Source organism: Opitutales bacterium (genome assembly GCA_013215165.1).
Taxonomy (GTDB): domain Bacteria; phylum Verrucomicrobiota; class Verrucomicrobiia; order Opitutales; family JABSRG01; genus JABSRG01.
The window spans coordinates 1-18,554 of the sequence record JABSRG010000039.1; the positions used below are offsets into that span (position 1 = coordinate 1).

Consider the following 18,554-nt stretch of genomic DNA (forward strand, 5'->3'; position numbering starts at 1 on the left):
AGGGACAAGATTTCCGCGAACGTGTATATGTTCTGTCAGGCCGAGGTAGGTATCGAGAAAGCCAGGTTCTTCTGAGATCGTGTGACAGCGCGGTGAGTCGATCAGACTCTTAATGTTTTCTTGAGCTGCCTCGGGGTTGAGGGGCGTGCTGAAGATTGAGGGATGTGTGACGATGCGAAGATAGCTAAATATAGCCGGCCAGGTCATGCAAAGTAGGTCTGGGTCACGCGCCCGAGACTTTAGAAACTCGATTGCTCTTGTATTATGTGGATCCTCTTGGTTGCTGGCGTAAATCAGGATGTTCGCGTCGATTGAATAGCTCATGCCTTATCTAGGACGCGGTAGAGTGCGTCTTTATCAGCGATATTCACTTTATTGCCCATCGGTTGGCTTTTCCAGGTAATCGAGGGTGGTTTGGCTTCATGTTGTCTCGCTTCATGCTGCGCCAGCGCTTCGGAGAGAAGATGGGACGCGATTTTGCTGAGTGAACGTTTTTCCGTCTTCTGTATCGCTTTCAAGCCATCCAGGACGGGTTTCTCAAGGTCGAGTGTCGTGCGCATGTATCTGATGCTGTCATTTTTTGCATCAGATGTCAATTTGGTTGATGCTGAGATGACGAGCCATAGGTAGCGCTTTAGATCTCGAAGAATCGGTCTCGGTCGCGAGAATTGGGTTTACCGCATGGGACCTGGGAGAACCTGTTAAATGGGGTGTCCTCTAACGCTGGAAGAAGAGGTTATCCGCGAATGAACGCCAATTTGCGCGAATGATTTTTGGAATTTTTTGGGATCGATATCGCTGTTGACGGAGTGAAGCGGAGATGGCTCAGCTATGGTGAATATTACCCTCTGGCGCCGTGGCGTTCCAGTCGCCTGTGTGGGCTTGTTTAATGAAGGCCTTGTCTTTTGACTTAAAAATCACCCCCTGGTGCTGCTCTGAATTCTTATTCCTCGCTCAGTTCTTTGATGAGGGTGAAGCTGCCTTGAGTGCCGTCTTCGATGAAGGCTAGGGTGAGGTGGGGATTTTCGGGTAGGGCGTCGAAGGAGCGTATTTCTTGGATGGGTTTGCCGTTGATACGGGTGACGACGGCGCCGGGCTGGAAGACGAATTGGTAGAGGGAGCGTTGGGCGATCTCGGCTACGACGGCGCCTTCTAGGTCGGCGGGGAGTTGAAGCTGTTGCCTGATCTGGTCGTTGAGTCGGACGAGGCGGACGTCGCTAAGGAAGGGGCCAAAGATGGGGGTGCGGACTAGGAAATCGAACCAGTCGCCGAGGATGACTTGCCGCTGAAAGATCTGGTTTTCGCGAGAGATGGTGAGGGTGACTTGGGAGCCGGGTTTTTTTGTGGAAATTTCGATCTGCAGGGCGCGGACGGTGCGGACTGCTTTGCCATTGACGGATAGGACAACGTCGCCGATCTGGAGATTGGCGCGATCGGCGGCGAGCCCAGGCTGGATCTCTGCAATCCGCACGCCTTCGGGAATGCCTTGGGAGTCATCTCCAAAATATTGGCCATCGAGGAGAACGCCGAGGAGTCCACGTCGGTCGACAGATGGCTCCGAATTTTGTGCGTAGCTCGCTAGGGTAGTGAGGCCCATCATCAGGGTTGCTACGAGGCGAATGATTGGGCGTGCTGTGCTCATGGGGTAGTGTTTGATGTCAGATGCGTTATTTCTTATTCTGAGCAAGATAAAAGCCACCGATATTGGATACGTGGTTGTTGATGATCTTGGCTACAGTATGCGGCAGGGTCTTGCCTTTGTGGCATTCAAAGATCGCTGCGATTAGGGCGATTTCGATATCCTCGATTTTGTGTCCGCTTTCATTCATCTGCCGAGCTATGTCGATAGCTTGGGACTCTGCTTTTTTGTAGTTATCGAATTTTTCTTGGTTGGCCATTGTGTGGAAGAGAGTGTTTTGAGAGGGATGTTTCAACTCTCATTAGAGTTTCGCAGTGCGGTAGATGCGGTCGACGCGTTTTGTGATGGAGGTGAGAGATTCCCAAGGGATGGTGTTCCCTTGCAGGGAAAATTCTTCGAGTGAAATTTTTTGCTTTTGCTGGTGGCCGATGAGGACGGCGGGGTCGCCCGCATTCACGTTGTTCAGGTGGGATACGTCTACAACGGTTTGGTCCATAGTGACGCGTCCCAAGATTGGACAGTGTGTGCCGTCGATGAGAACGTGTCCGCCGCCGGTTCCGGGGAATGGGATACCGTCGGCGTAGCCTGCAGCGAGGAGGGCGACACGGCTGTTGGCTTTGAGCCTCACTGTGCCTCCGTAGCTGATGGGTGTGCCTGCCGGTAGTCGTTTGACCAGGGACACTCGGGTGTGGAAACTGAAAACAGGTTCCACGCGCACATGACCGATGGCGGCACTTGTTTTAGGCTCGATGCCAAATTGGAGCAGGCCGATGCGGACTGCGTTAAAGGGCCCAGGATTTAAAAATGAGGATAGGGCTGCGCTGTTGTCGGCATGGAGCATCATTTTGTCGCTAGGCTGAAGGTCGAGCCGCTTGATTAGTTGCAGCATACGTTCGCGTTGCAGATGCGTGTAATCCAAGTCACTGTCGGCGCTACTGAAATGAGTGAACACACCGCGTAAATCAACTCCGGGGCTTTGCTGGATGTGATGATACAGTGCGTCGGCTTGTTCATACCAGATACCGAGGCGTCCCATGCCTGTATCGATTTTTAGGTGGATTTGCACGGGGCGACCGCGTTCGCGCGCGAGACGACTCAGCCGGTCTACTTCAGAAGCTGATGAAACGGTGACCATCCAATCATGATCAGCGATTTCGCTCAGCTCGTCAGGTAAGACTGGACTGAGGATGAGGATGGGCCAGCCGGAGCCGATTTCCTCGATCTGTCTCGCCTCGGTAACATTGGCGACTGCAAACAAGTCGGCCCCGGCCTGCATGAGGCGAGTTACGGTTTGCTGATAGCCATGACCGTAAGCATCTGCTTTAACCACCGACACGTAGCTGACTCCAGGGGGTAGGGCAGAACGGATTTTGTGGAGATTACGCTCTAGTGCAGCGAGATCGATCTCTGCCCAGCAACGGCGTCCGAGAGGTGGGGCATATATAGACACGAAAAAAGCGGCCCCTGATTGAATCCTGGTGGCCGCGGTCCAAAAATTTTATGATGCCTATCCCTCTTTGGATGGCGAGGTTGGGTGAGCTTTAGGGGCTGGTGCGGTGGGTTCAGCCTTGGGAGTCACAGGCGGCGTGCGTGGGGCGGGCTCCTCAGTGGTATCCATGGCTTGGCGAAAATCTGTTTCGATATCTCGGGTGGCTTTTTTGAATTCGCCGATGGATTTACCAAATGAGCGAAACAACTCAGGGAGGCGTTTGGCTCCGAAGAGGAGTAGAATGACGAAGAAAATAATGATCAGCTCAGGACCACCCAATCCTTGGATGAAGCTGAAGTGGAGGAGCATATCGTTAATCATAGCGATGTAAGTAAATGGGTTATGCGGTGCTGTAAACCGTGAACTCTGATTCGTATCGGGTGTTTGGGAGTCGGGCCTGTCATGGGAAATTACGGGAAATGTTATGAGAAACTAACGCCGGAGGTTTCAGATGGTTCCTCATTCGTCGAAATTTCCCTCCATGAGTGAATCGCACCACAGTGCTCTCGGCGCTTCTCGTGTCCTGCTTGTAGATGATGACCGACTGTCGCTTAAAGTCGCACAGATGGCCTTAGAAAAGGCAGGTATGGAGGTCGATAGTTTCACAAATCCGGAGGAGGCGCTGGCATATTTTGAGGAACATCCCATGGGGTATTACACATGTTTACTCACTGACTACAGTATGCCCGAAATGACTGGTGTGGAGCTCTTGGCGGCTTTGAGGCAGCGCGATGAGTTTCTCTCTTGCATCGTGATCACTGCAAGAGATGAGCAAGATATCGTTCGAGATTCTTATCGGCGAGGGGCTCTTGATATGTTGGGCAAGCCTGTCGATTTGCGTGAGTTGCTGCGCGTGATGCGTTTGGCTTGTAAGAAGACCGCGCTGACTCGAAAGGAGGCAGAAACGGTCGCAGGAGTCGAGGAGGCAGGCCGGAATGAACGGGTCATCACCATGCCCATGCCCCCAGAGTTGGAAGGGCGACTCAGTATTTATTACCGACCACGTCACGCAATCGGTGGTGATTTTTACCTTTGTCAGAAGCAGGATGCCGAGAGGAATAGTGTGCTCCTGGGTGATGTGTCAGGACACACTACAAAATCCGCCCTGCTATCTTCGTATTTTCAGGGTTTTATCCAGGGGCAGAGTCTTTCGACGAGCAACTTTATCCATGGTTTGCAGACTTTTAATCGTTTGCTCAATCGGAGCAATGACGAGGCCGAGGGCAACCGTAATTCCATTTCTCTCTGCCAATTCTCCCTTTCGAACGATGGTCGCACAGTGGAGTATATTAATTGCGGTTTTGAAGCTCCGCTCACGATGCAGCGGAGTGGAGAGGTGCGTGTCTGGGAAGAAGGCACGTTCGCATTGGGCTGGTTTGACGAGTTGAGTGCGGTTGCAACAGAGGAGCAGACTCAAAACGATGCTTTTCTGTATAGTGCGACGGATGGTCTAATCGATCACGCTGACGACATCGGTGTCAATGCCTGGAGCCTTGCTTATTACGTAATGGAGTCTGAAAAGCGTGACAAGCATGAGGACCGCATTTTATCTAGGACACGTGACGACATCTTGTCTTGTCGTTTTCAGCTCACACCAGATGTGAGTAAGGAGGATCTACCTCAACTGGTATTCTACGATAATATCCCTGGCAGTGATCTGGAGCGTATTAATGACCTTCAGAAGTCTTTCGCTGAAAGTATCAACTTGGTGTTGGGTCAAAAATTCGAGTATCGGCAATATGACGTAACGCTCTGTTTTCGAGAAGGGATTATCAACGCTCTGAAATACGGCTGCCAGAAGTCGGCAGATCTGAGTGCCGAAGTAACAGGTTACTTTATTGAAGCCACGACTACCTTGGGAATCATCATTCACGATCCGGGAGCTGGCCACGACTTCGACATCAATGCTCGTCGGCAGGACCTGGAGAGCGATCTTCCTGGGAGCAAGCATCTTGGGCTTGTGATGATGCACGATCTACCGGATACGACGCGCACGCGTCGCCAAGGGAGCTGGGTGTGTATGGAATTTGACTTAAAGGACAGGGTCGAATCCACCGTGATCCCTTTCTTTCCGTCCCGAATTTCAGACGAAGGCGCGTTTATTTGATCGCTAAATGATCTCGCGATTTCAGATGCCCATGCGCTGACCGAATTTCACCGCTAAACACTGTTTCAACACTGATTTTATTATGGCGCGTCGTCAACTTGTCACATTCTTCGTAGGCACCGAATTTTTCGGAATAGACATCTTGTATGTCAAAGAAATCAACCGAAAGGTCCAGATCACTCCAATCGAACGTGTGGAACCCTATGTTGCAGGTCTCATAAATCTGCGCGGTCAGATTGTTACCATCATCGATGTGCGACAGCGTCTGGGCCTCCCTTTCGATGAAGCCGCCGAGCATTGCATTATTTTGAAAACCAATGGCGAAGTGCGCAAACGGAACGATATGTCCACGGCTGATGATCTTACTTCAGACGACAGTATCGGGCTCCTGGTCGATGGGATCGGCGACGTCCAGTCTGTAGATAGTGATGACTGCGAGGCTCCTCCACGCGAGTCTTCGGACTTTGAGAGCCCGTTTTTCGACAGTGTCGTTCAGCTCGATGATCGTCTCTTAATTGTCTTAGATATTCGCGAGCTGGTCGCAGTGCAGAACGTCGAATCCAACGCTTAATCCAACCACGCCACGAAAGACTTATGATAAACAAATATTTAGGAACTACCTTGACCATCCGCATGGAGGAAGATCTTGTATCTACGATTGCCGCGCAGACGCTTGAGGACTGGAAGAAATGGCTGAAAGAATACAGTGACGCGACTGAGGTTATCCTCGATTTGAGTGGCGCTCGTATCATCGACTCCGAGGGGATAAATCTCATTATCGGCCTCTATCGCGAATGCACAGCGAGTGAGAAAGAATTCCGGGTGGAGCAAGCGAGCCAGGAAAATATCCGCCTCTTTAAGATCCTTAAGCTTTCGAAGGTCTTTGGCCTACAGCCCGCCTGATCGATTGGAATTCACCCTGGTTTTGTCCAGACCTCACCCACTGCCTAGTCCTCAAGCAATAGCCTGCCATGGAAGATGATTTGTTAGACGTATTTATCCAAGAAGCCCAAGAGCATCTGGATGTTTTGGAACCTGCTTTACTCTCGCTAGAAAACGATCCGGCGAATGACGGCACGATAAACGAAATTTTCCGCGCTGTTCATAGTATTAAGGGCGCATCTGGTTTCTTCGGCCTGGATCGTATCTCCGAGCTGGCCCATATCATGGAGAATCTGATGTCACAGGTACGTGAGCATGTCTTCTCGATCACGCCTTCGATGGTAGAAGCTTTACTCAAAGGTACCGATAAATTGCGCGTCATGATCGATGATAGTGCCCATAGCAACGATATGGACACTGCCGTCGAGATTGCGGCAGTGAAGGCGATTTTGGATGCTGAGGGAGATCCCACGCCTCAGGCCTTGGATAGTATTGATGAGGAAACTGAGGTTAAGTCTGTCGATGGGTTTGTTCCCGATCCTTATCTACTCATGAATTGCCTCCGCCACGGGCAAAATTTCTTCATTGTTTCACTCAACCTCATTAAGGACATCGCTGAACGTGGACGGCAGCCGTATAATTTTTTCCAGGAAGTGGAAGACTGTGGGGAATTTATCGACTCGCGCACGGATATTTCAGGCATCGGCGGGTTCGACGATGTGGCCCAGGCAGATCCCATGTTTTCATTCTTTTTTTCTACGGCCATGGCACCTGAATTAGCAGTGGAGATTTTTGACGTAGATCCGGGGCGGGTGCGCCAAATCGACTCGCAGCTGATCAAAGAATATATCGAAGCGGTTACTAAGAACTCGCCCGCTTCTGAACGGGAGGATGGTGAAGAATCGGACGAGCATTCCACTGCAGAGGATACGCCTAATGCTGAGGATGCTGAAGTAGTCGACGAAGCCGAACCCGTCAACGTCGATGGTCTCAAAGATGTGACTAATCCTCCTTTTGCACCGCGTGAAGATGCAACGCCTTCAAAAGCGAATGAATCTAAAAAGCAACCGGTGGCAGAAACGAGTAACACTGCTGCAGGCGCACCAGTCCCCGTTACTCAGGCCATTAAAAAGGACGAAACGATACGTGTATCGGTAAATGTCTTGGACGACTTGATGAATCTTGCCGGTGAGATGGTGCTCATTCGTAACCAACTGGTCCGCCTATCTGAGTCTTTGGCCGCGACGCATCCTGAGTTGAATTCGGCGGTGCACACCATCAGTTATATTACCTCTGACCTACAGGAGAAAGTCATGCAAACGCGGCTCCAGCCGGTGGGCATGTTATTTCGCAAGTTTACCCGGATCATCCGGGATCTCTCACAGAAGCTGAATAAAGAAATCCATTTAGAGATCTCGGGCGAAGATGTAGAACTCGATAAATCCATTTTGGAAGGGCTGTCAGATCCACTGACCCACATGATTCGCAACTGTGCTGACCACGGTATCGAGTCTCCAGAGAAGCGCCGGGATGCCGGTAAGGATCCGGCAGGGCATGTCTATCTAAAGGCGAGCCATGTGGGTGATAAGGTGATGATCGAGATCATTGATGACGGCGCTGGGATTGACCCCGACCGTATCAAGGCGAAAGCAGTGGAGAAAGGTGTGATCACCGAGGCGGAAGCAGCCGATATGCATAGTCAGCAGGCAGCGATGCTTGTTTTTGCGCCAGGATTCTCTACGGCTGAAGCTGTGAGTGACGTATCGGGACGTGGGGTCGGTATGGATGTGGTGAAAACAAACATCGAACATCTTGGCGGCTCAGTTGACCTGCACAGCACCCCGGGCACGGGAACTCGCTTTGCGCTCACGCTCCCGCTTACGTTGGCGATCGTGCCTTCCATGATTATTTCTGTGGATGGCCAGCGCTACGCTTTACCTCAGGTAAATCTGGAGGAGATCGTTCAGATAACCGAGGACCGGCAGATCGAGTATATTCACGGCTCACCTGTGCTCCGTTTACGTGGCCGCCTGTTGCCGGTGGTTTCTTTGAAACAGGTTTTTGATACTGACTGTTCTGAGCAACTTAAGCTCCGTGAGACATCAAGCTATATTCCTGATCGAGGATACCTCGTGGTATTGAAGGTGGAAAAGCTGCATTTCGGACTGGTGGTAGAGAAGATCCACGACTCTGAGGAGATCGTCGTTAAGCCGCTCAGTGGCCATATGAAAGGGGCTAACTGCTATTCAGGTTCCACCATTATGGGAGATGGGTCTGTGGCGATGATTCTGGATGTCCAGGCGATGGCATCCATTGGTAACGTGCAGTCTGAAGAACTCTATGAGGAGCCAGAGGAAGAGGAGAATGTAGACGACGAGGCCATTCAGCAAATCTTGACCTTTAGGAATCATCCAAACGAGCGCTTTGCCATTGCATTGCCGTTTGTGTCCCGCATCGAGCGTGTCAAGAAAGAGCAGATCGAGAAGATCGGCGATAACACCTTCATCAAGTATCGCGACTCGTCTATGCGGACCGTTCGGTTGGAAGACTTTATCAACATCACGCCTCATATCGATGAGTGTGATGAATACACCGTTATCATTCCTAAACTCGTCTGTAAGCCCATTGGTATACTCGTTGCTGAAGTAGAAGATGCCATCAGCACACAGGTTAAACTCGAACAGGGAACCATCGATACTGAAGGTGCTCTAGGCACGGCAATCATCGACAACGAGATGACTCTATTTGTCGATGTATACAATCTATTAGAACGCGCCGACCCCGTCGCATGTGCCTTCTCCAAGGCGAATATCGATTTGTCCAAATTGAAGCTGCTTCTGGCGGAGGACACCCACTTTTTCCAGGCGGTCGTGGGGAACTACCTCAAGGAATTTACTAGCGATGTGACCATCGTGAAGAACGGCCAAGAAGCATTCGAGAAACTCGAAGAGGAAGACTTCGATATGCTGATTACAGACATCGAGATGCCTGTGATGAATGGATTTGAACTGACGAATAAAGTGCGTCGCAAGGGGCGTCGTCCTGATATTCCGATCATCGCTTTGACTGCCTTATCCGGTAAGGATAATCGCGAGCACGGTTTGGATATGGGTGTCGATTCTTACCAAGTAAAACTGGACAAAGAAAACTTGAAAGAGGGCATCGTGCAGCTCGTGACCCAAAAGCTTGCCCACAAGTTTAACAAGCCGTCGCTCGCTGGGAGCTGATACGTTGTGAATGTTGGGAAATCAGATAAGAGTATCCTCATCGTCGATGATACAGCCATCTACAGGCAGATTTTTCTAAAGGCGGCTGAGCAGATCCCCTCAGTCGGACGCGTCGAGGTAGCGCGTTCGGGGCGTGAGGCTGTTCAAATGGTGCGTAAAGGTGGGTTTGGTCTCGTGATATGCGACCTAATCATGCCGGAAATGGATGGTCTATTGACTCTGAATGAAATCCAGAATGTGCGTCCTGAGCAACAGATAGTGGTGGTGAGCGGTGTATCGAGCCGCGACTCCGATATTACAGTGGAAGCGCTGAGTCTTGGAGCGCTCGATTTTATTGAGAAACCACGTGGCAAGGATATGGAGGCGAACCTAAACCAGTTATCTGGAGCTTTCTATCGCCTGTTGAGAACGGCTGCTTTGGCTCGACCTCAAGCGGTAAAGCAGCGCTCAGAGAGCCCGAAACCCACCACGCTTAGAGCAGTCCCAAAACAGTCCGTGACTCCCCGTTTGTCTTCTCTTCAGACACTTGCGGTAGGAACACCAGCTCTAGTGTTGATCGGGGTGTCGACCGGGGGACCCAATGCGCTCAAACAGCTTCTACCCAAAATACCCGCAGACTTTCCTGCACCCATTGCACTGGTCCAGCACATGCCGGCTGGTTTTACCGCTACGCTCGCACGACAGTTGGATAGTGAATGTTCGTTAACAGTGCGTGAAGCGGAAGAGGGAGATACGCTCAAGGCAGGGACTGTGTACATTGCTCCCGGGGGTAAACATCTTGAGCTGAATACAACGGCTTCGAATGACGTACTCGCATGCACGATCACGGATGGGGTTCCGGTCAATTCCTGTAAGCCTGCCGTCGACATCTTGTTTGGGAGCGTAGCAGCGTCTAGCTATCGTCGCTCGGTCTTGTCTGTCATTCTTACAGGTATGGGCAACGATGGCGCGGACGGTGTGGCAGCACTAAAACAAGGTAAGAGCATTTGCCTGACTCAAAGCCAGGATAGCTGTGTGGTCTATGGAATGCCTAAGGCAGTCGATGACCGCAGTTTATCAAATGAACAAGTACCTCTCGATAGCATGGCTGAGCGTATCCTCGCTTGGGCTATGCCAGGTTATAAAAATGAAAAGAGCGCGTAATGGGAACAATCAATATAGAGAAGACGGCCTCATCGGCATTGAGTGACGCCACCTTTAAGAATATCGCAGGCTGGATCGAAAGAGAGTGCGGTATCGCGCTTAATGATACCAAAAAATACTTAATCCAGACTCGTTTAGCGCCCATTATTGCTCACCTCGGTTGCGATTCGTTCGATTCCTTTTACCGCGCAGTCGCGGCTTCAAATGATCCCAAGCTCAGGGCGCGGATTATCGACGCGATCACCACTAATGAGACGCTCTGGTTTCGCGATGCCAGTCTGTGGAAGTTTATAGAGGAACAGCTCCTTGCGGATCTGGCGAAACGACGTGAATCTAAGGTCCGTGTCTGGTCGGTCGCTTGCTCGACTGGGCAAGAGATTTTCTCGTTCTGCATGCTCCTCGATCGACTCGCCATGGGCAATCCATCTATCCGTAATCTCCAAAATCGTTTGGAGTGTGTCGCGACCGATATTTCACCCAATGTCCTGAGTGCCGCCGAGCGGGGTAAATACTCACGTTTAGAGATGAGTCGCGGCCTGACCCCCGATTACAAAGCGAGCTATTTTGATGCAGACCGTCTCTTTTCGACCCTGAAACCTCAAATTCGCGATAAAGTAAGTTTTTCTCAGCTAAACTTACAGGATAATTTTCGGAATTTGGGTATGTTTGATGTGATCATGTGTCGCAACGTCACCATTTATTTCTCCAAAGAGTTTCGGCAGGATTTGCTAACTCGTATGGAACGTAACCTCAAGCCCGGCGGCCTCCTCATTCTGGGCTCGAGTGAATCTCTTTTAGGTTACCAAACCATTTTAAAGCGCCCCAGCTTTGGGCCAGCATGCATTTACCAAAAGGATATGAAATGAAACGCGGACTGCATATAGACGACTCTTACACCATTTATCAAATCATCGCTTCTGCCGGGGCCACCATGGACATGGAGTTTCTCCATGCAGCAGATGGTGAATCTGGCCTTGAGATTCTCGAGGAATTCTATGCGGACCTCAGCGTCATCATCCTCGATTACAATATGCCGGGCATGAACGGCTTAGAGGTATTGGAAAAGATAAAGGAAAACAGCGCCTACCGGAACATCCCTGTCATGATGCTCACCTCTGAAAGTGATGCTAACCTCGTCATGGAGTGTATCAAATTGGGTGCTGCCAACTACCTGAACAAACCCTTCAGTCAGGAAGATTTAGTCAGTAAGCTCATGAGCCTTCAGGGCGAAGCGCCCTGGTAGGCTCACAGGGGGTAAAAAATGAGCAGTCTGGGGCGCACTCATGTTTTGTAGGGTGATCGCGAGAGCAGATTGCCACAGGGCAGGACAGCTTGTCGGTTACATATGCTTCAGATGTTGGACTATGGGCCTGCTTGAATCGGTATGATATTCCAGAAGTGCGTCCTCCACAGCCCGATCTTCTTCGGTGAAACGCTCGTGACTGCGGATATGGTCGGCGGTCGATGCGTGTTGGAAAATCTCGTAGACCTTTTCGGGTTTGTCGGGATCGGTGTAGATACCCCAGAATGTAGCTCCGTCGCGGAGTCGGATGGATCGTAAGCTTTCGGCCTTGCTCAAGAAATCTTCTCTACGTTCCGGGGCGATGATGTAGGTTTTTTGAAGCATTAAAGGACCAGAGACCGCTTCATCGATTGCCAGAGACGGGGTCGGCCAATGCAAAGAGGGGCTCAAGTTACTCTGGCCTGCGTCCTTAAGCGGTAGGCTTTTGGTAACGAACCAAGCCACGACCTGGAGCACAGCGGCAATCAGCAGCGTCGTGGTGGATCCAATGAAATCTGCCACAGCGCCCCAGATAAGACTACCGATAGCCATGCCGCCAAAGAAGATGAGCAAATAGACAGAAAGCGCGCGCCCGCGCACCCAGGGTGGCAGTGTGGCTTGCGCTCCTACATTGAAGGTGGACAAGAGGCTCAACCAAGAAGCTCCTCCCAGAAACATGATGGGCAGTAACAGCCAGAAGCTTGTGATCAGCCCCAACGCGGCGGTGACTCCAGCAAATACAAATCCACCAAGCGTAATCAGCGTGGCGGGACTCATCTTTTTCTTGAGGGCGGTGACTTGTGATGCCAGAGCGATGGCACCCGCCCCGAGCGCCCCGAGAAGGATGCCGTATTCAGTCGCGCTCAGTCCGAGCTCACGCCGTGCGACAACAGGTAATAGAGCCCACACTGCGCTGGCGCTGATCATGAAACAGCCGATGCGGTAGAGAACGGCTCGGAAGTCCGGAGCATGAACGATGAAGCGCAGTCCGGTGACTACAGCTGGCCAGAACTGTTCCGGAGGGAGACGCTTTTCTGTCGTGGGACGTTTCCAAAGCCAGAGGGCGAAGGTGATATACACAAAGGAAATGGCATTGAGAGCAAATACGAGCGTCGGGCCAGCGGCTGCCACGAGAATGCCCGCAGTGGCTGGACCGATAGCACGTGCGATATTAATGCCCATACCGTTGAGCGCGATGGCGTTGGGCAACTCGGCCTTGTCGACCAATTCCGGGACGATGGCTTGCCAGGCGGGAGCAGTCATGGCTGTCGCGAGTCCAAGCAAGAAGGAGAAAGCTAACAAAGAGGCGGGTGTATAGCCGACCGTGCCTCCAGTGTCCGATATTTGAAATAACGGTCGCTATCCAGAGTGAGCGGAAGACTTGGTTTTTGAGCGGAGAGAACGAGCTCATGTCAGGGTTGAAGTTTAGTTTTTATATCTAGTAGGTGCTCACGGGTTTAGATAATGGTTGGGACGTTTTGCCAAAACGTTTGCTTCTGAAGCGTAAGCTTGTAGTAACCCCTGGATGCAGAGGGACACACTTTAACCATAAAAACTTATGGGCGCACAAAACCACCGTAATGTTTTACGGGCGTCCATTCAGAAAGCTCTGGTAGGTCCTCCGTAGCAAGATTTTTGAAGGGGCCTGTGCCGTAGACGATCTTGCCATCAAGGACCGTCAGGACCGATTCCAGATCTCGGATTTCATCTTCTTCGATTGTGAAATAGTCGTCGGATAGGATTGTGAAGTCGGCGAGGAGTCCGGGTTCGATGCGCCCTTTGGTATCCTCCTCGCGTGAGAACCAAGCGTTGTCGGTGTAGAGCTTGAGTGCCGTGTGTCGGTCGAGGCGATTTTTCTCCCCAATGAGGGTCATGCCTCCCATGCCTTTACCGCTGACAGTCCAGTGGATGGACTGCCACGGATTGTAGCTTGAAACGCGCGTGGCATCCGTGCCATTGCCGAGAGGCACACCCATTTCCATAATCTTCTTGAGGGGTGGAGCGTCGTTTGCGGCCTCGGATCCATAGCGGTCAAGAAATTGAACTTCCTGAAAGGCGATACGGTTCTGAACTGATATGCCTCCGCCCATTGTAGCAATCCGTTCGATGTTACGCTCCTTGAGTGTTTCCCCATGATCGAAGATCCAGTTTAAGCCGTTGAGTGGGTATGCGCGGTTCACCATCTCCAGGACATTAAGAATGCGCGTGGCGCTCTCGTCGTAGGTTGCGTGAAAGCGAAACGGCCAGCGTTTTCTAGCTAGGAGATCGACGACTTCAAACAGTTCATCTTCCATGGTGGGGCCGAAGTCGAGGCGCGGCAGGATGAAGTCCTCAAAGTCGTAGGCGGATGCGCGCAGCATTTCTCCGGCACCGTTTATTTTGAGCATCGCATCTCCTTCATCGGGCGAGAAGGCTTCGGTCCAGCGTTCGAAGTCTTCTAGCTCTTTACCTGCTTTTTGTGCGAAGAGATTGAAGCCGATACGGGTGGTCATCTTACCTTCTGCATGGAGCTTTCGGATGACCCCGTAGTCGTCCGGGTAGTTGAGGAAGCCCCCACCGGCATCGAGGAAACTGGTGACGCCGAAACGATTCATCTCCTTCATGAAGTGCTGCGACGAGAGATAAGCTTCGTCCTCGTCCAGTTTAGGCAGCATGTTGAGCAGCGAGTAGAGAATGACCGCGCTGGGTACGGCAATGAACATTCCGTTTGGATTTCCATGCGCGTCGCGAATAATGCGGCCCCGGGGGAAGGTGTCTTTGCTGGTTTTGTCAAAACCGAGCTGTTTTAGGCCGGCTTTGTTGATGATAGCATAGTCATATAGGTGGAGTACGTAAGCTGGGACATCCCCTGTGGCTTTGTTAATCTCGTCGATGGTCGGATGCCGTTGCTCCGCAAATTGATTAAAACTCCAGCCGCCCACGACGCGGACCCATTGGCCCGGAGGGGTGCGTTTGGCCTGTTCGGCGAGCCGGAATAGAGCCTCCGAGAGCGAGGTTTGGGCATCCCAGCGGAGCTCCATGGAGTAGTTGAGCCCTTGGCGGATTCCGTGGATATGGGAATCGTTGAGACCGGGGATGAGGCGATGGCGCTGCGCATCGATGATCTGCGTCGATGGCGACGTGTGTGGAGCCATATCTTCCTCAGCACCTACGGCGATGAATTGGCCATCAGCCACCGCTAGACAGGTTGCCTCCGGGTGTTGCGCATTCATGGTGGTGATCTTTGCGTTTTTAATGATCAGGGTGGCGGTGGGTTCGGAGGTCATGGGAAAGTCTCTGACAGTGCGTAGGCGTGCTAAGTTTTGTGGAGCGAGTTTGAAAGCGCAGGGCAGGCGGCCTCGATGAATTCAGAGATCGCCACCACCCTGAGCTTGGAATTTGAGATTTATCTAAATCCGCTCCCACTCGGAAGTCGGTGGGTAGAATTTATTTTATACAGAAGCGATTTCTTCTGCGGGAACGGACCCTTCTGAGGGCGTCACGACGTGTGGGTTCTGAGCGCGTTGTGGGTATGCGTTGACACGGGTTGCGGCATAATCGATGCCGCTGCCATAGGCGCCTCCGTGTTGCATAATGATGTTAGTAATTCCGGCATAGTGGTCCCGGCGCGCCCAATCGCGTTGCCATTCTAAGCAGGCTGCAATGGTAGTGAGGCGAACAGCTCCGGCTTGCACCATACGGCTCAATGATGCCTCGTGAGCAGCTACAGATGTTGCGCCGCAGCAGTCTTCGACGACGTAGATGTTATAGCCGGCCGCGATCATCGAGAGTGTAGCCCAGGTGGTGCAAACCTCTGTCCAGAGCCCAGTCATGATAATGTTCTTTTTGCCCGTGGCCTCGATGGCTTTGCGGAATCCAATATCGTCCCATGAGTTCATGCTTGTGCGTTCGATTGGCTGTTGGTCGGGAAAGACATCCATGAGCTCGGGCCAAATGTAGCCAGAGAAACTCTCGGTCTCGACGGCTGTGAGCACGGCGGGGATGCCGAACTCTTTGGCCACTTTTGCGAGCATGACTGTATTGTTCATCGGAGATGCTCGGTCGATGTTGGCCACGCCAAAAGTCATCTGTGGTTGGTGGTCGATGAAGACGACTGCGGTGTCTTCAGCTGTATATAGTTTTGTATAGTCCATGGTATGTTGGTTTTTTTGGGTTAGGTTGTTTGGGAAATTCAACTGAAGGCTCAGATGCGGTCGAAGCCGCCATAGGTGTTCACGGGGGACCAACCGGGTTTCAGTTTTGGTAGGGTCGGTGCGTATTTTTGGTAAGGGCCTTTGCCGTGGACGATACGGCCTCCGACGACAGTCATGTCTGCGCGGCAGAGTCGGACCTCGGAGTCTAGGATATTGAGGTAGTCGCGGTCGAGGAGGGCGAAGTCGGCGAGTTGGCCCGTTTCGATGGAGCCTTTTTTATCCTCTTCTCCGGTGAACCAAGCGCTGCCCTTGGTCCAGATCTTGAGGGCTTCCATGCGGCTGAGGATGTTTTCGTCGCCATACATTTGGATGCCGCCAAGCGACTTGCCGGTGATGAGCCATTCGAGAGAGAGCCAAGGGTTATAGCTAGAAACACGTGTAGAATCCGTGCCGCCGCCTACCGGGATCCCTAGATCGAGCATTTTCCGGATGGGGGGCGTTTGGGCGAGTTCTACGGCACCGTATTGGTCGAGGAAGTCCTGAGCTTGGTAGCTGATACGGTTTTGAATGGCGATCCCCCCGCCGAGTCGTGCGATTTTTTCAAGATTTACGTCGGTAATGGTTTCAGCGTGGTCGATACACCAATGGGGAGCCAAGCCGCCGAGCTCATGTGCCACTTTTTCGTAGACGGGGAGGAGCCGGTCGATGGTCTCATTGTAGGTCATGTGCTGGCGTGATGGCCAACCGGCTTTGTGGATGGTGCGCAGGATGTGCTCTTGGCGGATTTCCGCGTCAGGATCGATATCAGGTCTGGGCATCGCGAAGATCTCGTAGTCATAAGCGGCCCAGCAGATGTTTTCACCCGCGCCTACAAAGCGTAGCATGTCGTCGCCTTGACCTGACTTCCAGGTCTGCGTCCAGCGGCGGTAATCCTCGTCTTCTTGCCCCTTTATTTGGGGAAATGTGGAGTAGCCGACGCGGACGGTCTGATGATGGGCATCATGAAGCTGCTGGATGATGTCGTAGGCGGTGGGAAAGACCATGCCTCCTCCACCACAGTCTGCCACGCTGGTGATGCCGAAACCATTGAGTTCTCGATGGTAGTGGCGACTGGATAAGTAGCGGTCTTCTGGTGAGAGTTGAGGGGATCGGGCAAGCGTCTGGTATAGGATCAGCCCTGAGGGATCGGCCATGAGCATGCCGGTAGCGTTTCCATGGCGATCGCGCGCAATGTATCCTCCGGGATAGACCGGAGCATCGGGGCCATTGTAGCCGATTTCCTCGACAGCCTTTTTATTGAGCCATGCATGGGCGTAGAGGTATTTGACGAGGACGGCGTGCTGGGGGGCAGCAGCATTGATCTCCTCCAGTGTAGGCATCCGCTTTTCTCTAAACTGCTCATAAGTCCAGTCGCCCACGACTCGAATCCATTGATCCGTTGGGGTTCGCGCAGCCTGGTCTCGGATCATTTGAAGGCCTTCTTCGACGGACGTGACATTGTCCCAGCGCAATTCCATCGCATACATCATTCCAGCGCGGACGACGTGGGTATGGGAATCGTTCAGGCCAGGGATGATCGTGGCACCGCGGGCGTTGATGACGGTGGCGCCCGCGGGTTGTCTCGCGAGTGCGTCCTCGGTAGAGCCGACGAAGCTGAAGCGACCGTTTTGGACGATAAACGCCTCTGCGATTGTGTTTTTGGCATCTACAGTGAGGACCTTGGCGTGAGTCACGACAAGGGGAGTATCGCTATGCTGTCCGAAGGCTGCTTTGGTAAACAGGAGTCCAGCTGAAGCGGTGGTGGCGGTCTTGAGGAAATCTCGGCGGTTGGGTGTGTGCATGGTCGAAACGAGGTGGGTGAGTGTGTGTGTGTTTAGCTCAGACGAAAGAGAATGAACTCCGCGTCGTCCTGAGCTTTGATTTCGAAAGTGTTACCCTCGATCTCCGCGCCATCGCCGGCGCTGAAACTATGATGGGCAATCTCGATGGTCCCGCTGATCACTTGGACCCAGGCGAATTGATAAGCGCTGGACTCTGGGATGTTTATCCTGTGCCCGATTTGGACTGCGCCGAAGTAAATCTCTGCGTCTTGACGGATTTCAGCGGAGTTGTCTCTGCCATCCGGCGAGGCTAAAAGACTGAGACCGTTTTCAACGCGTTTCTCGGCGATATCAAAATCTCTGTAACGGGGTTCACCTCCTTGTTCGCGGGGTTGAATCCAGATTTGAAGAAAGTGAGAAGGCTGGGCTTCTTGAGGATTGAATTCACTGTGAAATACCCCGTCGCCGGCGCTCATATATTGAAACTCACCCGTCTTTATGATGCGGCCATTGCCGAGGCTATCTTTGTTTTCGAGCTGGCCATCGATGACGTAGGAGAAGATCTCCATGGATCGATGTTGGTGGGTGTCGAAGCCTTTCCCGGGGGCGACGATATCTTGATTGATGACGCGGAGGCTTCGGAATCCGACATAATCTGGATCCATATAGCCTCCAAATGAGAAGGTGTGTTTACTGTCTAACCATCCAAGGTCAGACGCCCCCCCGATCTGCGGAAGCGCGCTTTGTGATGACGATGTCGTGAGAGATCATCGCACAATATAGACCGAGGTGATCTATCTGTATTATACCTTTTTTGATATGTGCTTATGCT

Annotated in this window: 19 protein-coding genes; 7 read left to right on the forward strand and 12 right to left on the reverse strand. The window is 52.2% G+C overall.

Annotation, left to right across the window (positions count from 1 at the left end; all coding sequences use genetic code 11):
• The 6 genes from HRU10_09465 to HRU10_09490 all read right to left on the reverse strand — a co-directional run.
• Positions 1 to 324 (reverse strand): hypothetical protein (locus HRU10_09465; GenBank protein ID NRA27464.1); only part of this gene is annotated, 324 nt, incomplete at its 3' end.
• Positions 321 to 560 carry a hypothetical protein gene (locus HRU10_09470; GenBank protein ID NRA27465.1) on the reverse strand — a complete coding sequence of 80 codons (240 nt, stop codon included), beginning with the start codon at positions 558 to 560 and terminating at the stop codon, positions 321 to 323. The genes HRU10_09465 and HRU10_09470, both read right to left, overlap by 4 nt.
• A gap of 383 nt (positions 561 to 943) precedes the next feature.
• A complete protein-coding gene (locus HRU10_09475) occupies positions 944 to 1,642 on the reverse strand; it encodes a PDZ domain-containing protein (GenBank protein ID NRA27466.1) in 699 nt (232 codons plus the stop codon).
• Between the two features lie 25 nt (positions 1,643 to 1,667).
• On the reverse strand, positions 1,668 to 1,898 hold the full coding sequence (locus HRU10_09480) for a hypothetical protein (GenBank protein ID NRA27467.1): 231 nt from the start codon (positions 1,896 to 1,898) through the stop codon (positions 1,668 to 1,670).
• Between the two features lie 42 nt (positions 1,899 to 1,940).
• Positions 1,941 to 3,083, reverse strand: a complete 1,143-nt coding sequence (alr, locus tag HRU10_09485; GenBank protein NRA27468.1) for an alanine racemase — start codon at positions 3,081 to 3,083, stop codon at positions 1,941 to 1,943.
• Positions 3,084 to 3,146: 63 nt separating this feature from the next.
• Entirely contained in the window at positions 3,147 to 3,416 is a 270-nt protein-coding gene (locus tag HRU10_09490) for a twin-arginine translocase TatA/TatE family subunit (GenBank protein ID NRA27469.1), read from the reverse strand.
• Positions 3,417 to 3,609: 193 nt separating this feature from the next.
• On the opposite strand from HRU10_09490, the gene HRU10_09495 reads away from it, so the two are divergent.
• The 7 genes from HRU10_09495 to HRU10_09525 all read left to right on the forward strand — a co-directional run bounded on the left by HRU10_09495 (position 3,610) and on the right by HRU10_09525 (position 11,730).
• Positions 3,610 to 5,235, forward strand: a complete 1,626-nt coding sequence (locus HRU10_09495; protein NRA27470.1) for a response regulator — start codon at positions 3,610 to 3,612, stop codon at positions 5,233 to 5,235.
• Between the two features lie 82 nt (positions 5,236 to 5,317).
• Positions 5,318 to 5,806 (forward strand): chemotaxis protein CheW, encoded by a 489-nt coding sequence (locus tag HRU10_09500; GenBank protein ID NRA27471.1) that lies wholly within the window; start codon positions 5,318 to 5,320, stop codon positions 5,804 to 5,806.
• 23 nt (positions 5,807 to 5,829) lie between these two features.
• Positions 5,830 to 6,138, forward strand: coding sequence for an STAS domain-containing protein (locus HRU10_09505; GenBank protein ID NRA27472.1), 309 nt, complete (start codon positions 5,830 to 5,832; stop codon positions 6,136 to 6,138).
• Between the two features lie 68 nt (positions 6,139 to 6,206).
• On the forward strand, positions 6,207 to 9,344 hold the full coding sequence (locus HRU10_09510) for a chemotaxis protein CheW (protein NRA27473.1): 3,138 nt from the start codon (positions 6,207 to 6,209) through the stop codon (positions 9,342 to 9,344).
• 6 nt (positions 9,345 to 9,350) lie between these two features.
• Positions 9,351 to 10,487, forward strand: a complete 1,137-nt coding sequence (gene cheB / locus HRU10_09515) for a chemotaxis-specific protein-glutamate methyltransferase CheB (protein NRA27474.1) — start codon at positions 9,351 to 9,353, stop codon at positions 10,485 to 10,487.
• Positions 10,487 to 11,353 (forward strand): protein-glutamate O-methyltransferase CheR, encoded by an 867-nt coding sequence (locus HRU10_09520; GenBank protein ID NRA27475.1) that lies wholly within the window; start codon positions 10,487 to 10,489, stop codon positions 11,351 to 11,353. Before cheB ends, HRU10_09520 begins: the two co-directional genes overlap by 1 nt.
• Positions 11,350 to 11,730, forward strand: coding sequence for a response regulator (locus HRU10_09525; protein NRA27476.1), 381 nt, complete (start codon positions 11,350 to 11,352; stop codon positions 11,728 to 11,730). Before HRU10_09520 ends, HRU10_09525 begins: the two co-directional genes overlap by 4 nt.
• Before the next feature lie 96 nt (positions 11,731 to 11,826).
• On the opposite strand, the gene HRU10_09530 is transcribed toward HRU10_09525, so the two are convergent.
• The 6 genes from HRU10_09530 to HRU10_09555 form a co-directional block, all read right to left on the reverse strand.
• Complete coding sequence (locus tag HRU10_09530; GenBank protein ID NRA27477.1) at positions 11,827 to 13,053, reverse strand: MFS transporter; 1,227 nt, start codon at positions 13,051 to 13,053, stop codon at positions 11,827 to 11,829.
• Complete coding sequence (locus tag HRU10_09535; protein NRA27478.1) at positions 12,941 to 13,180, reverse strand: MFS transporter; 240 nt, start codon at positions 13,178 to 13,180, stop codon at positions 12,941 to 12,943. Before HRU10_09535 ends, HRU10_09530 begins: the two co-directional genes overlap by 113 nt.
• 145 nt (positions 13,181 to 13,325) lie before the next feature.
• Positions 13,326 to 15,035 carry an amidohydrolase gene (locus tag HRU10_09540; protein NRA27479.1) on the reverse strand — a complete coding sequence of 570 codons (1,710 nt, stop codon included), beginning with the start codon at positions 15,033 to 15,035 and terminating at the stop codon, positions 13,326 to 13,328.
• 165 nt (positions 15,036 to 15,200) lie between these two features.
• Positions 15,201 to 15,902 (reverse strand): hydrolase, encoded by a 702-nt coding sequence (locus HRU10_09545; protein ID NRA27480.1) that lies wholly within the window; start codon positions 15,900 to 15,902, stop codon positions 15,201 to 15,203.
• A gap of 50 nt (positions 15,903 to 15,952) precedes the next feature.
• On the reverse strand, positions 15,953 to 17,743 hold the full coding sequence (locus tag HRU10_09550; protein ID NRA27481.1) for an amidohydrolase: 1,791 nt from the start codon (positions 17,741 to 17,743) through the stop codon (positions 15,953 to 15,955).
• Between the two features lie 32 nt (positions 17,744 to 17,775).
• On the reverse strand, positions 17,776 to 18,387 hold the full coding sequence (locus HRU10_09555; GenBank protein ID NRA27482.1) for a pirin family protein: 612 nt from the start codon (positions 18,385 to 18,387) through the stop codon (positions 17,776 to 17,778).
• Positions 18,388 to 18,554 lie beyond the last annotated feature (167 nt).